General features: G+C 53.3%; 17 protein-coding genes. All 17 read left to right on the top strand.

Annotated features, from left to right (window positions below; all coding sequences use genetic code 11):
- The 17 genes from der (at position 1) to PAT3040_RS34295 (ending at position 12515) form a co-directional block, all read left to right on the top strand.
- A complete protein-coding gene (der, locus tag PAT3040_RS34375; protein ID WP_087567016.1) occupies positions 1 to 1323 on the top strand; it encodes a ribosome biogenesis GTPase Der in 1323 nt (440 codons plus the stop codon).
- Between the two features lie 15 nt (positions 1324 to 1338).
- Complete coding sequence (gene plsY, locus PAT3040_RS34370; protein WP_246608691.1) at positions 1339 to 1935, top strand: glycerol-3-phosphate 1-O-acyltransferase PlsY; 597 nt, start codon at positions 1339 to 1341, stop codon at positions 1933 to 1935.
- A 5-nt stretch (positions 1936 to 1940) separates the two neighbouring features.
- A complete protein-coding gene (locus tag PAT3040_RS34365; protein WP_108996186.1) occupies positions 1941 to 2978 on the top strand; it encodes an NAD(P)H-dependent glycerol-3-phosphate dehydrogenase in 1038 nt (345 codons plus the stop codon).
- A 73-nt stretch (positions 2979 to 3051) separates the two neighbouring features.
- Entirely contained in the window at positions 3052 to 3327 is a 276-nt protein-coding gene (locus PAT3040_RS34360) for a stage VI sporulation protein F (RefSeq protein WP_087567013.1), read from the top strand.
- 180 nt (positions 3328 to 3507) lie between these two features.
- Positions 3508 to 3687 carry a DUF2768 family protein gene (locus PAT3040_RS34355; protein ID WP_087567012.1) on the top strand — a complete coding sequence of 60 codons (180 nt, stop codon included), beginning with the start codon at positions 3508 to 3510 and terminating at the stop codon, positions 3685 to 3687.
- Positions 3688 to 3739: 52 nt separating this feature from the next.
- Positions 3740 to 4036, top strand: a complete 297-nt coding sequence (locus PAT3040_RS34350; protein WP_108996185.1) for a 2Fe-2S iron-sulfur cluster-binding protein — start codon at positions 3740 to 3742, stop codon at positions 4034 to 4036.
- A gap of 35 nt (positions 4037 to 4071) precedes the next feature.
- Positions 4072 to 4716 carry a nucleotidyltransferase family protein gene (locus PAT3040_RS34345; protein WP_108996184.1) on the top strand — a complete coding sequence of 215 codons (645 nt, stop codon included), beginning with the start codon at positions 4072 to 4074 and terminating at the stop codon, positions 4714 to 4716.
- The gene (locus tag PAT3040_RS34340; RefSeq protein WP_108996183.1) at positions 4668 to 5015 is read left to right on the top strand and encodes a 2Fe-2S iron-sulfur cluster-binding protein; all 348 of its coding nucleotides are present in this window, start codon (positions 4668 to 4670) and stop codon (positions 5013 to 5015) included. Before PAT3040_RS34345 ends, PAT3040_RS34340 begins: the two co-directional genes overlap by 49 nt.
- Positions 5002 to 5796, top strand: coding sequence for a YphF family lipoprotein (locus PAT3040_RS34335; RefSeq protein WP_108996182.1), 795 nt, complete (start codon positions 5002 to 5004; stop codon positions 5794 to 5796). Before PAT3040_RS34340 ends, PAT3040_RS34335 begins: the two co-directional genes overlap by 14 nt.
- A gap of 313 nt (positions 5797 to 6109) precedes the next feature.
- Positions 6110 to 7588, top strand: a complete 1479-nt coding sequence (spoIVA, locus tag PAT3040_RS34330) for a stage IV sporulation protein A (RefSeq protein ID WP_087567007.1) — start codon at positions 6110 to 6112, stop codon at positions 7586 to 7588.
- A 266-nt stretch (positions 7589 to 7854) separates the two neighbouring features.
- A complete protein-coding gene (gene hbs, locus PAT3040_RS34325; RefSeq protein ID WP_087567006.1) occupies positions 7855 to 8130 on the top strand; it encodes a non-specific DNA-binding protein Hbs in 276 nt (91 codons plus the stop codon).
- Between the two features lie 92 nt (positions 8131 to 8222).
- Positions 8223 to 8447, top strand: a complete 225-nt coding sequence (gene mtrB, locus PAT3040_RS34320; protein ID WP_087567005.1) for a trp RNA-binding attenuation protein MtrB — start codon at positions 8223 to 8225, stop codon at positions 8445 to 8447.
- Between the two features lie 224 nt (positions 8448 to 8671).
- Positions 8672 to 9274, top strand: coding sequence for a hypothetical protein (locus PAT3040_RS34315; RefSeq protein WP_108996181.1), 603 nt, complete (start codon positions 8672 to 8674; stop codon positions 9272 to 9274).
- 104 nt (positions 9275 to 9378) lie between these two features.
- Positions 9379 to 10248: a heptaprenyl diphosphate synthase component 1 gene (locus PAT3040_RS34310; protein WP_108996180.1), complete on the top strand. Its 870-nt coding sequence runs from the start codon at positions 9379 to 9381 to the stop codon at positions 10246 to 10248.
- Positions 10249 to 10252: 4 nt separating this feature from the next.
- Positions 10253 to 10966, top strand: a complete 714-nt coding sequence (locus PAT3040_RS34305; RefSeq protein WP_108996179.1) for a demethylmenaquinone methyltransferase — start codon at positions 10253 to 10255, stop codon at positions 10964 to 10966.
- Positions 10967 to 10971: 5 nt separating this feature from the next.
- Positions 10972 to 11841: a UbiA-like polyprenyltransferase gene (locus PAT3040_RS34300; protein ID WP_108996178.1), complete on the top strand. Its 870-nt coding sequence runs from the start codon at positions 10972 to 10974 to the stop codon at positions 11839 to 11841.
- The gene (locus PAT3040_RS34295; RefSeq protein ID WP_258235299.1) at positions 11841 to 12515 is read left to right on the top strand and encodes a UbiX family flavin prenyltransferase; all 675 of its coding nucleotides are present in this window, start codon (positions 11841 to 11843) and stop codon (positions 12513 to 12515) included. The genes PAT3040_RS34300 and PAT3040_RS34295 overlap by 1 nt, the downstream gene beginning before the upstream one ends.
- Positions 12516 to 12593 lie beyond the last annotated feature (78 nt).

The following is a 12593-nucleotide window of genomic DNA, read 5'->3' as shown; positions in this document are numbered from 1 at the left end:
ATGGCTAGACCCGTTATTGCCATCGTCGGACGACCGAATGTGGGGAAGTCGACCATATTCAACAGAGTCATCGGCGATCGGCTGGCAATTGTTGAGGACAAGCCGGGAGTAACCCGCGACCGTCTGTACGGCACGGGAGAATGGAACGGCAAGCCGTTCAGCATTGTGGACACCGGCGGCATCGAGATAGATGGCGAAGACGAAATTATGAAGTCCGTCCGCATGCAGGCCGAGCTGGCTATCGAGGAAGCGGACGTTATTATTTTCATGGTGGATGCCAAGACCGGTCTTACACATTCGGACGAAGAGGTCTCGCAGATGCTGTTCCGTTCGCGCAAGCCCGTCGTTGTTGCCGTTAACAAGGTGGACAACGAAAATCGGATGGATGACGTTTACGAATTTTATGGTCTGGGCTTCGGTCAACCGATTGCGATTTCCGGTTCGCATGGCATCGGAATCGGCGATCTGCTGGATGCGGCAACAGATCTGCTCCCCGAGCTGGAAGACGACGGCTACGATGAGGATGTAATACGAGTGGCGTTGATCGGACGTCCTAACGTCGGCAAGTCCTCGCTAGTCAATGCGCTTCTCGGGGAAGACCGCGTTATCGTCAGCAACGTGGCGGGTACGACCCGCGACGCCATCGATACGCCGTTTGAGCATGATGGCCAGCGTTACGTGCTGATCGATACGGCAGGCATGCGCAAGCGCGGCAAGGTGTACGAATCCACGGAGAAGTATAGCGTAATGCGCGCGATGAAAGCTATTGAGCGAGCGGATGTGGTGCTCGTGCTTATCAATGGAGAAGAAGGCATTATCGAGCAGGACAAGCATATTGCCGGCTATGCTCATGAGGCAGGCAAAGCCTCGGTATTTGTCGTAAACAAGTGGGATATCGTTGATAAAAGCGACAAGACGATGCAGCATTTCACGCAGAGCATTCGCGACCACTTCCTGTTTATGACATATGCACCGGTCGTTTTTCTGTCCGCACTGACGAAACAGCGTTTACATAAGCTTTTGCCGGTCGTTAATCATGTGTCGGAGCAGCATGCTCTTCGTATTCAGACGCATCTGCTTAACGATGTTGTTTCCGACGCGGTGGCGATTAATCCTCCGCCATCGGATAAGGGCAAGCGTTTGCGTATTAATTACGTGACGCAAGTATCGACGAAACCTCCGACGATCGTCTGTTTCGTTAACGATCCTGAGCTTATGCACTTTTCGTACGAGCGTTATCTGGAAAACAAGATTCGCGCAGCATTCGATTTCGAAGGAACGCCGGTGCGTATCTATACGCGTCGCAAATCCGACGAAGACTAGGGGAGAATGGAATCGGTGTTTGATATTATCGCGGTTGTACTTAGCTATTTGTTAGGTTCGGTATCATTTAGCATCGTTATCGCCAGGTTGGTCAAGGGAATCGACATCCGGCAGCACGGCAGCGGCAATGCCGGCGCGACCAATACGCTTCGCGTGCTGGGCAAAGGGCCTGGCATTCTAGTCTTCTTGCTCGACATTGCCAAAGGCATTGCGGCAATCGCCATCGGGTACGCGCTTAGCGATGGAGCCTGGACGCCCGTTCTATGCGGCCTTGCGGCCATTATCGGCCACAACTGGCCGATCTGGTTCCGCTTTAAAGGAGGCAAAGGGATTGCGACGGCAGTCGGCGTCATCGCGACGCTGGCGTTTTTCCCTGCGCTGTATGCCGGCATCGTGGCCATCGCCATCATAGCGATTACCCGCTACGTGTCGCTTGGCTCGCTTATTTTTGCGGCTCTGACGCCGCTGTTCATTATTTGGCTGGACTTTTCCTGGCCTCTGCTTGCAGGAGCGTTGGCGATTTGCGCATTCTCCTTCCTGCGTCATCGGACCAATATCGTAAAGCTGGCGCAAGGGACGGAGAACAAGCTTGGTGCTAAGAAGGAGGCTTGAAGGACATGACGATCAACGAGAGCTCATCAGGAGTGCGTAAAGCCGCTGTATTGGTTGCAGGAAGCTGGGGTACGGCGCTTGCGTCTGTGCTTGCTTCCAATGGATATCAGGTCAGCTTGTGGACTCGAAACGAGGAGCAGGCTAAAGAAATTAATGGTACTAGACGAAACGCCAAATATTTGTCTGATGCGGAGCTGCCTGTCGGTCTTACGGCAACAACCGACATGGAAACGGCGCTTGCGGGCGCGGAGCTTGCATTGTTTGTGGCTCCTTCCGGCGCGATGCGCCAGGTGGCTGGGCAAGCGTCTCCTTATCTAGGCAAGGACACGCTAATTGTTCATGCGACAAAAGGTTTCGAGACCGATACGCTAAAGAGGATGTCTTCCGTGCTGGCGGAGGAACTGGGACGTCCGCAGTCGTCGATCGTCGTCTTGTCCGGTCCGAGCCACGCAGAAGAAGTCATTCGAAAGCAGCCGACAACCGTCGTAGTCGCTTCAGAAGAGTCGGATAAGGCAGAGCGGGCTCAAGATGCGTTCATGAACAATTCATTCCGCGTCTATACGAACTCAGACGTTGTGGGAGTGGAGGTCGCCGGAGCAATCAAAAACATTATTGCTCTGGGAGCTGGACTGTCGGACGGACTCCGGTTCGGGGACAATGCAAAAGCCGCCCTTCTAACACGCGGCCTTGCGGAGATTGGAAGACTGGGCGCTGCAATGGGGGCCAATCCGCTGACATTCGCCGGCTTGGCAGGCGTTGGCGACCTGGTCGTAACCTGTACAAGCACGCATAGTCGTAATTGGCGCGCAGGCTCCATGCTTGCCGATGGTTCGCCGCTTGAGGATGTGCTACAAAGAATGGGCATGGTCGTCGAAGGCGTTCGCACGACACGGGCCGCTTACGAATTGTCCAAGCAATATCATGTGGAGATGCCTATTTCGACTCAGCTTTACGCGGTGTTATTCCAGGGCAAATCGCCTGAGGACGCCGTCGGCGAGCTGATGGGACGGCTAAAGACGCACGAGATCGAACCGCTTGCGTAGCTTGCCGCCTACACCACTTGTTATCCCCTCTCATATGATGTCATGAGCGCAACACATGAGGAGGGTGAAGTCATTGTCCAAAGGAATTCCCAAAGATGTGCTCGGCGCCATCAACAAAAAAACGGGCAAAAACATCTCGGAAAATGCGGTCAAAAAGCTGGCGAGCGGCGTAGATGCAAACACGCTCCAAAATGAAGCGGAGCTGCGCAAACTGGTAAAGCAAGTCGCCGACATGGCAAAAATCAAAGTGCCGGAATCGACCGTGAACGATATCGTGAAAGCCGTTAAAGCGAGCGGAATGAATCCGTCGAGCATGGAATCTTTAGTCAAGATGATGCTCAAAAAGTAGTGTGGGTCAAAGCCATGGAAGCTCCTGCGAGAGACGGTCTCTCGGGTCACAGGGGCCTTGCCATGGCTTTTTGTCTCATTTTTGTCAGAATTGCGGACAGGGTAACATGTGCGCCGACTTATGACGGGTGTTATAATGGATGAGGATGATATCGAAGCAGATTAGGAGAATGGTCATACAATGGATGCAATGACAAAGATGTGGGTGTCGTTTATCGGCATCGGCTTGATGGCGCTGGCAGCGTTCGTGATTACGTTTGCCCGGGTAAAGACCAAAGGCGTCGTAAAGCTTGTTCTGTCGATTGTCGCCTTTATATTGCTCGTATTCGGATTTATTTATGGTTTCTTTTCTATAATCTAGGGGCAATTACATAAGGAATGAAGAGTTGGCGGGAGAAAGGACGCGTAACGTAATGATTGAACTTAAGGGTAGAACGATAACGAAAGAAGTGGAAGCGGAATCCGGGCTGTCGTTGCTGGATCACGCGATGAAACACGGCGTTGACTTCAGTTTTTCTTGTACGCGGGGCACTTGCGCAAGATGCCGTTGCCTTGTTACGGAGGGATTGGAGTATCTTGAAGACGTCACCGACGAGGAGTGGGACCGGTTGGAGCCGCAGGAATTCGAGGAAGGATTCCGCTTGGGCTGCCAGGCCATTGTAAAGGATGGAGCCGGCCGGATCGCGGCCATGAACAAAACGTATTTCTGATATACAGAATTGACTAGTTCGAAGGATGTGCAGCTATGACGGAAAAGGCAGAAATCAAGAAGGCGCTGGCTGCCATTATCAGGCTTGCGGGAAACGAAAAGTGGGTCGTAGGGGGCAGTGCGGGGCTGTTGCTCAGAGGCCTGTCGCTGCCCGCCAAACCGCGTGACCTCGATCTGTATTGCGACGAAGAAGACAGCCAGGAGCTCCATGAACGGTTGCGGCCGTTCGCGGTCGACGAAGCGGCATACAGCGAAACGGCGATCTATCGATCCACACTCAGTCATTATGAACTGGAAGGCGTACGCGTGGAATTGGTCAGCGGATTTCATGTCTCGGCCTTTCAATGCTCTTATTGGACGGAAGTGCGGCAAGTGCTGATACCGAATGGTTTTCCCGTTATGGTGGAGGAAGGTCTCCCTGCCGCCGTAGTCGTTCCGCTAGCGCATGAGCTATGGTTCAACGCGTTGAGAGGACGGCCGGATCGTGTCAGGATGATTACCGAAGCCTATGCCGCTAACCCAACCCGGCATCAAGGGGCATTGGCCGTGATCGAGGACAGAAACACGTTTAGTCCGCTCGCGATCGGCGAGGTACATGGCTGGTTAGGTCAATCGGAAGCAGGTGAAGAGCAATGGATGCTGAAGTCGTCTTCTGGCCCAGCGGCAAGTCCGTTCGTGTAAGGCGAGGAACAAGCGTGCTGGATGCTTCCAAGCGCGCCGGCATAGCTATCGCGACCCGTTGCGGCGGCAAGGCTGCATGCTTTATGTGCAAGGTAACCGTCCGACCCGGCAGCGAGCTGCAGCCTATCGGCGACGTTGAGCGGCGCAAGCTGGCCGGGCTGGACGAAAAAGGAATTCGTCTGTCCTGCCAGACTAGGGTATCAGGCCGAGTGGAGGTCGATCTGCCGCTTGATCCGCTTAAAGCTGCTGTAGCAAGGCAATTGGCCAGACAGAAGGAATTAGAAGATGAGCTATGGTAGCAAGGAGGAGCATTTAACGATGGATACGGCAACAAAAGCCGCGCAAGCGATGCGCGGCAAACTTTGGATCCGCGCGGCGTTCGTTTGTTTGGCGACCGTGCTTGTCGCTCTGACTCTAAGCGGATGTATGTATCCCAAGGAGCGCTTGAAGGGGAAGGTGGCGCCCAAAGAAGCCATTCGCAACGTGCAGGGTGCCATTGATCAGTATTATGACGAGCTGCAACTGCTTCCTATCAAGAACAGCTCCCAGTCGGTACCCGTCTACGAAAAATATTTGATCGACTTCGGCAAGCTGCAAGCAAAAGGATACATAAGCGACGTTCCCGCCGCTTCGTTCGAAGGCGGAGGACATTATTATTTTCTGATTCTCGATGAAGAGACGGAACCGCGCGTAAAGCTGATGGATATCGTCACGTCGCAGCGAATCAACGACATTCAGAACTGGGTGAATGCGTACATAAAAGAGAATACCGCCGTGCCTAAGGGCGATTCTATCTATCCCGGGTTCTATGAGATCGATTACGGCAAGCTGAAGCAAAAGGAGCCGATCATTACGAGCGTGTACTCCGGTACAACCCAGAGGGCGATCGTGGATGAAGACGGCACCGTATTTACGGATTACGGCATTGATATTATGCAGCTTTTGGAGAGGAACGGCGAAGCTTCCTACGAAGAAAACATAGATTTGAGAACGCTGCTTGTGGATTCTTCGGATTATGTTCCCGTCAAATCGCCAGCTTACAAGCTTGTTGAAGGCGAGCCTGTCGCTATTCAGCCTTAACCGCTTTACATCAATTCCCTTGCGGGCTTATGCCTGCGAGGGAATTTTTTTTGCATGCCGCCGCTGCCTTCCGTCATAGTTTTCTTACATGGTTCATATATTTCAATCTTGGATAGGATGTTCTCGCATTTGGAAGGGAAGCTGGTGCAGGCAACAACGGGAAAAAAGATTTCGTAGAAGGAAAACGGCATAATTGGACAGTCCCAACATAAGATGTTAATAGTCCGAAAGCATGTACGAGTTGCGTCGCTGGCCTGCCCTCTTGTCCGGTGGAAGGCGGCGAACCGGAAAATCAATTGGGAGGGGATATTCAGTGGAGAAAGTAGACATTTTCAAGGACATAGCCGAACGTACCGGCGGGGATATTTACCTCGGTGTGGTAGGCGCGGTCCGGACGGGCAAATCAACCTTCATTAAGCGGTTCATGGAGACGGTCGTGCTTCCCAACATCGTGAACGAATCGGACCGTATTCGGGCCGTCGACGAACTGCCGCAAAGCGCCGCGGGCAAAACGATCATGACGACAGAGCCAAAATTCGTGCCGAATCAGGCCGTGCAGCTCAAGGTCGCAGAAGGGCTCGACGTAAACGTCAGGCTTGTCGATTGCGTCGGCTATGCTGTGGAAGGCGCAAAAGGATATGAGGACGAGAACGGTCCTCGCATGATTACAACACCTTGGTTCGAGGAGCCGATCCCGTTCCAGGAAGCTGCCGAGATCGGTACGCGGAAGGTCATTCAGGAACATTCCACGCTAGGTGTCGTTGTTACAACGGACGGTTCCATCGCGGAAATTCCGAGAAACTCTTACGTCGTCGCCGAGGAGCGCGTTATTGAGGAGTTAAAAGAGGTCGGCAAGCCTTTCGTGCTGATTATTAACTCTACAAGACCAAAGTCGGATGAGACGCAGCAGCTTCGAAGCGAGCTGCAAGCTAAATACGACATTCCCGTTATGGCTTTAAGCGTGGCCACGATGGGCGAAGAGGAAGGCATGGCCGTCCTGCGCGAGGTGCTCTACGAGTTCCCCGTGCATGAAGTGAACGTCAATCTGCCAAGCTGGGTCATGGTGCTCAACGACAATCACTGGCTTCGCAGCAACTACGAGAATTCCGTAAGGGACACGGTAAAGGATATTCGCAGGCTGAGGGACGTGGAGCGCGTTGTCGCGCAGTTCATGGATTACGACTTTATCGCGCGAGCCGGCCTCAGCGGCATGAACATGGGCCAAGGGGTCGCGGAGATCGATTTGTATGCCCCGGATGAGTTGTACGACCGCATTCTCATGGAGGTTGTCGGCGTCGAAATTCGCGGCAAGGATCACCTGCTGCAGCTTATGCAGGACTTCTCGCATGCGAAACGGGAATACGACCGCTTTGCGGAAGCGCTGGAGATGGTTAAAACGACGGGGTACGGCATCGCAGCGCCGTCGCTGGCGGAGATGGCGCTCGACGAGCCGGAGCTCATTCGCCAAGGGTCGAGATTCGGGGTGAGACTCAAAGCGACTGCGCCTTCGATCCATATGATCCGCGTCGATGTAGAGTCCGAGTTCGCGCCGATCATCGGCACGGAGAAGCAGAGCGAAGAGCTTGTCCGCTACTTGATGCAAGACTTCGAAAACGATCCGATCAAAATATGGGAGTCCGATATTTTCGGCCGTTCGCTGCACTCCATCGTCAGAGAAGGCATTCAGGGCAAAATCGCCCTTATGCCGGATAATGCCCGCTACAAGCTGCAGGAAACGCTGGGCCGCATTATTAACGAAGGCTCGGGCGGCTTGATCGCGATCATCCTGTAATCACGCGACTGGAACGTAAGCAGAGCTCTCTCTCAAGCTGTATAAGCTTGAAAGAGGGCTCTTTTTGCATAAAAGACCCATGATTTTCGTCTTTTTTGGATGAGGAAGATGAGAATTGTCTCGGAATAGGCTTTAAACGGGTTTACCCACTTGAAATTGTGTTTCCGCTGTATTACTATAGGTTTGTTCGGTCAAAAGGTATATATTTGAAGTTTTCGGTGAATAAGAGGGATAAGAAGTTTTTATATACCTAAGGAGGTGAAGAGATGAATAAAACAGATTTGATCGCTAAAGTAGCAGAATTGTCCGACCTGTCCAAAAAGGATGCGACGAAAGCGGTTGACGCCGTGTTCGAAGCGATTTCCGATGCTCTCCAAAGCGGTGACAAGGTGCAACTCGTCGGCTTCGGTAACTTTGAGGTTCGCGAACGCCAGGCCCGTAAAGGCCGCAACCCGCAAACGGGCGAAGAGATCGATATTGCCGCCAGCAAAATGCCGGCTTTCAAACCGGGCAAATCGCTCAAGGATCTTGTATCCAATTAATGTTTCAGCAATACGGAACGCTCGAACGGATCGTTTGAGCGTTTTTTTATTGAAATTATTGGAGTGTAACGGGAAAGGCGGAGGGGATCATCATGGAGCAACCGACAGTTGGGGAATACATAGTTGTGAAGGCGAAGGACCAAGGCGTGCAGGTCATCGGACTGACGCGTGGCCAGGATACGAAGTTTCACCACACGGAGAAGCTGGATCGCAACGAAGTGCTAATCTGCCAATTTACCGATCATACCTCGGCAATCAAGATCCGGGGAAAGGCGACCGTAATGACCAAATACGGCACGGTCGAAACCGATTCCTAAGGCGGCGATGACTCGCCGCAGCATAACACGTTAGACTGGAAGAATCGCAGCGCCTACAGTGCCTCGGTTCTTTTTTTTGCCTGGAAACAGAGATCGTCACGCAGAGTCGAATATTACATCCTTCATGCTCGTACAATGGAGAGGAGAAGCATATGCGTATGGTCTCTTTCTTGCATGTGCAGACTGGGTAGAACAGGAAGATCCTCTCTGGAAGGTGGATGAAGATGCAGAGGTTGAACGGATGGCTGACGGCAGCCCTTGCGACACTGCTTATTACGCTAGCGATGACCGTAGTAATGGGCTGGTTCGATGGAGGAGCTCGCGCCAAAGGCGAAGTGGCGGTCATGCGCCAAGAACAAAACAACAGACTGACGAATGTAAATCTGGTCGATATTTTGGCGGAAGTGCCCTTGCGGGAGAAGCTGGGACATGTGGAATGGAACGGGAACGTACTGACGCTGGAGCTGATTGTGTCTCCCGGGAAGAACCGTCCGCAATCCCTGTTTTCGGATGTCGGGAAGCTGACCGGGCTTGCGTTCAGAGAAGTAACCAATATTGAACGACTCCTCGTCAGGATCTCCGAACGAGGGGAAGAACGCAAGACATTGCTGGCGGCAATTGACTTGCGCAGAAGCGATGCTTGGCTGGAAGACGAGCTGCAATCCATGGCGTATGCCGATCCCGTGCACGACGAAGTATGGCGTCAGCGGCTCAGACTTAGCTTTACGCGAGCATGGGAGACGCGCTTCGGATCCGTCAGCGGTTTCTCGGCCGATGCGCTGCCAACACCTGCCGAAGCAGGCGAGCCGGAGGATGTTGCAAATTGATGAACGCTGTGTGCGCATAATGTGATCTTTGGTGCAAGTTGTGCTATAATAGCGTGAGATTATTGAGCGGCAATTCTGCTACACTTGTCCGGAGGCTTCGATCTATGGCGAAATACCGTATTTCTGAACTAACATCAAGCTACATCAATTATGATATGATACAAGCACATACGGATCTGCCGCCGCCCGCCGAGCCTCGGCTGCGGCTTCTTTATGCCGTTCTGAACGAAGAGAATGACAGCCGCGAGCATAGCGAGCTGTACACGACGGTCGTATCCCTTGTTCAGATGGGGATGGACACGCATGACCTGATCGATACGGACACGCGCAGAAAAACGGAGAAAGAGATGCGCTCCAGGCAGCTGAAGGTACTGGCGGGCGATTACTTCAGCGCGAGGTTCTATCAGCTTCTGGCGAAGGCAGGTCAGATCGGGATGATTACAAAGCTGAGCGATGCCGTCTGTGAGGTCAATCGCTTGAAGGTCAATTTATATTCCCGCATGCGCGGCATGAGGCTGGGCGCCGACGATTATTTTGGCTACGCCGTGCAGCTCAAAAGCGAGCTGTTCGGCCACTTCGCCAGCTTGCTGGAAGGTTCTCTGTCGCGAGTATGGCCGGAGTTGCTGAGCGGCATCTCGCGCTGCGAGGTAGCGATCGAAGAGCTGGAGCGCAGCGAAGACGCCAACCGCTTCGACAGAAGCTGGGCGTATTGGCATCTACTCCAGGTAGGCAACGAGGAAGAACGTCATCGGCTTGCCGATGGTGTATATGAGCAGGATTACATTGCTACGCTTTTACACAAGTATGATGTTCGCAAGCATCTTGCCGCGAAGCTGGGGAGCGGCCTGATCGCTCTGAAAACAGCGATCGGCAGGCTGGAGTCGGACAAGCTGATACGAGAGTTGACGGCAATCGCTAACGGACTTACGAATAACACTGGCGGTTACATGCCGGCACTTAACGAGATGAGGTGATCACGTGGATACGAATTCTTCTAAAAGTCACGTTCACGCCTTGTTCGAGACGATCGCACCGAAATACGATTTCATGAACGATGTAATCAGCTTTCGCCGGCATAAAGCCTGGCGCAGGTTCACCATGAAGAAGATGAACGTGCAGCGCGGACAAAGCGCGATTGATATTTGCTGCGGTACATGCGATTGGACGATTGATCTGGCGGGCGCAAGCGGCCATGGCAACATCGTAGGTCTTGATTTCAGCCAAAATATGCTGGATGTCGGCGCCGAGAAGATCAAAAAACTTCAATTGCAGGATACGATCAAGCTTGTTAAGGGCAACGCGATGGAGCTCCCGTTCCCCGACAATTCCTTCGACTACGCGACGATTGGCTTCGGCCTTCGGAATGTGCCCGATTATTTGCAGGTGCTCAAGGAGATGCGTCGCGTCGTCAAACCGGGCGGCCTGGTCGTTTGTCTGGAGATGTCGAAGCCGACTTGGCAGCCTTTTAAAGGCATTTATTATCTTTATTTCGAGAAAATCATGCCGCTTTTCGGCAAGCTGTTGGCCGGCAAACACAAAGAATATCAGTGGCTTCCCCATTCTCTTAAGCAATTCCCGGATTCCAAGGGCCTGACTGCGCTTTATGAGCAAGCCGGATTGAAGAGGACAAAGGTTGATTTGTTCTTCGGCGGAGTTGCCGCGCTGCATATCGGAACGAAGGGAACTGATTAGGGGTCATGATTCGCAAACTGCGCATAATTTTGGAAATGATTAAATTCGAGCATACGGTGTTCGCGTTGCCGTTCGCGTTCCTTGGGGCTATTTTGGGATCAGTCGCCATGAACGGCCACCTCCCGTCCTGGAGCGAGATCGGCTGGGTAACGCTTGCTATGTTCGGAGCAAGAAGCGCCGCGATGAGCCTGAACCGGGTCATCGACGCCGCCATCGACAAAAAAAATCCTCGCACGAGCAACCGCGCGATTCCGGCGGGTCTGCTGAAGTCGGTTGAGGTCGTGGCGTTCGTTATCGTCTCGTTCGCATTGTTGTTTATCGCGGCTTACAATCTGGAGCCAATCGCGATGAAGCTGATGCCAATCGCCGTCTTTTTCCTTGTTATCTATTCTTATACCAAACGTTTTACTTGGTTGTGCCATATTGTGCTGGGCTTGACCATCGCATTGTCCCCGCTGGGGGGCTGGGTAGCCGTTACGGGAGAGTTCTCGGCATCGGCGTGGCTCTTGTACGGCACCGTGGCGCTGTGGATCGCCGGGTTCGATATTATCTATGCGACGCAAGATTTCGAATACGATAGGGGAGAGGGGATCCATTCCATTCCGGCTCGCTTCGGCATTGCCGGCGCGTTATGGATTGCCCGCGGTCTCCACGTCGTTACTGCGATCGGCTTTATCCTGCTGTTCGTCAGCACGCAGCTCAGTTGGCTCTATCTGTTTGGCGCGCTCTTGTCCGTAACGCTGTTATTCTACCAGCATTACATGGTTCGACCGCATGACTTGTCCCGCGTACAGACAGCATTCTTTGGCATGAACGGCACGCTAAGCGTTGTGCTGTTCGCATTTGCCTTTATCGATTTGGTGGTGTTCGGCTAATGGAGAAGGGCAAAGGTTCAAGCAAAGCTGCCATGCGGCGCCGGCGCTGGGTAGTTGGCTTTACCGGCGCCAGCGGCGCCATCTACGGCATTCGATTAATCGAAGAGCTTCTGGCAAATGAGTACGAGGTTCATCTGGTCATTACGGAAGCGGGCTGGCGGGTGCTCAAGGAAGAGTTGGGCTGGGAAGCCAGCAAGCGAACTGCCGCATTGGAACGTCGGTTCGGCGAGTGGCTGAGCCAGGGTCGGCTCGTGTTTTATCCCAACGCCGACATCGGCGCGGCGATCGCCAGCGGATCGTTCCGGGTGGAGGGCATGCTGATCATGCCATGCTCCATGGGAACGCTGTCCTCCATTGCGCATGGCATCTCGGACGATCTTATGACACGCGCTGCAGACGTGATGCTTAAGGAAGGACGCAAGCTGCTGCTTGTGCCGCGGGAGACGCCTCTGCATGCGATCCATTTGGAGAACATGTTAACGTTGGCACGGCTGGGCGTTACGATCGTGCCGGCGATGCCGGCCTTTTATTACAAGCCGCAATCGATGGAAGAGATGATTGATTTCCTCGTCGGCAAGGTACTGGACAACATAGACATCGATCATGATTTGTACAGAAGATGGGGAGATGAACACCATGACACTGGGACGCCGGATCGCCGTCGGGAGGATTGATTACGCGAACGCATGGCCTTTGTTCGACGGGTTGGCTGAGCAGAGCAGAGACTTGTCTTACGAGCTGGTCTCGAGAGT

This window comes from Paenibacillus agaridevorans, from assembly GCF_003112455.1.
Classification (GTDB): Bacteria; Bacillota; Bacilli; order Paenibacillales; family Paenibacillaceae; genus Pristimantibacillus; species Pristimantibacillus agaridevorans.
The sequence above is the reverse complement of the archived record's forward strand: the minus strand, read 5'-3'. Positions and strand labels throughout refer to the sequence as shown.

Coding starts and splice junctions, on each gene's coding strand:
- PAT3040_RS34345 (WP_108996184.1), top strand. CDS start 4,072: ATGACGGAAAAGGCAGAAATCAAGAAGGCGCTGGCTGCCATTATCAGG.
- PAT3040_RS34315 (WP_108996181.1), top strand. CDS start 8,672: ATGCAGAGGTTGAACGGATGGCTGACGGCAGCCCTTGCGACACTGCTT.
- PAT3040_RS34335 (WP_108996182.1), top strand. CDS start 5,002: ATGAGCTATGGTAGCAAGGAGGAGCATTTAACGATGGATACGGCAACA.
- der (WP_087567016.1), top strand. CDS start 1: ATGGCTAGACCCGTTATTGCCATCGTCGGACGACCGAATGTGGGGAAG.
- PAT3040_RS34340 (WP_108996183.1), top strand. CDS start 4,668: ATGGATGCTGAAGTCGTCTTCTGGCCCAGCGGCAAGTCCGTTCGTGTA.
- PAT3040_RS34300 (WP_108996178.1), top strand. CDS start 10,972: ATGATTCGCAAACTGCGCATAATTTTGGAAATGATTAAATTCGAGCAT.
- hbs (WP_087567006.1), top strand. CDS start 7,855: ATGAATAAAACAGATTTGATCGCTAAAGTAGCAGAATTGTCCGACCTG.
- mtrB (WP_087567005.1), top strand. CDS start 8,223: ATGGAGCAACCGACAGTTGGGGAATACATAGTTGTGAAGGCGAAGGAC.
- PAT3040_RS34310 (WP_108996180.1), top strand. CDS start 9,379: ATGGCGAAATACCGTATTTCTGAACTAACATCAAGCTACATCAATTAT.
- PAT3040_RS34295 (WP_258235299.1), top strand. CDS start 11,841: ATGGAGAAGGGCAAAGGTTCAAGCAAAGCTGCCATGCGGCGCCGGCGC.
- PAT3040_RS34355 (WP_087567012.1), top strand. CDS start 3,508: ATGGATGCAATGACAAAGATGTGGGTGTCGTTTATCGGCATCGGCTTG.
- PAT3040_RS34365 (WP_108996186.1), top strand. CDS start 1,941: ATGACGATCAACGAGAGCTCATCAGGAGTGCGTAAAGCCGCTGTATTG.
- PAT3040_RS34350 (WP_108996185.1), top strand. CDS start 3,740: ATGATTGAACTTAAGGGTAGAACGATAACGAAAGAAGTGGAAGCGGAA.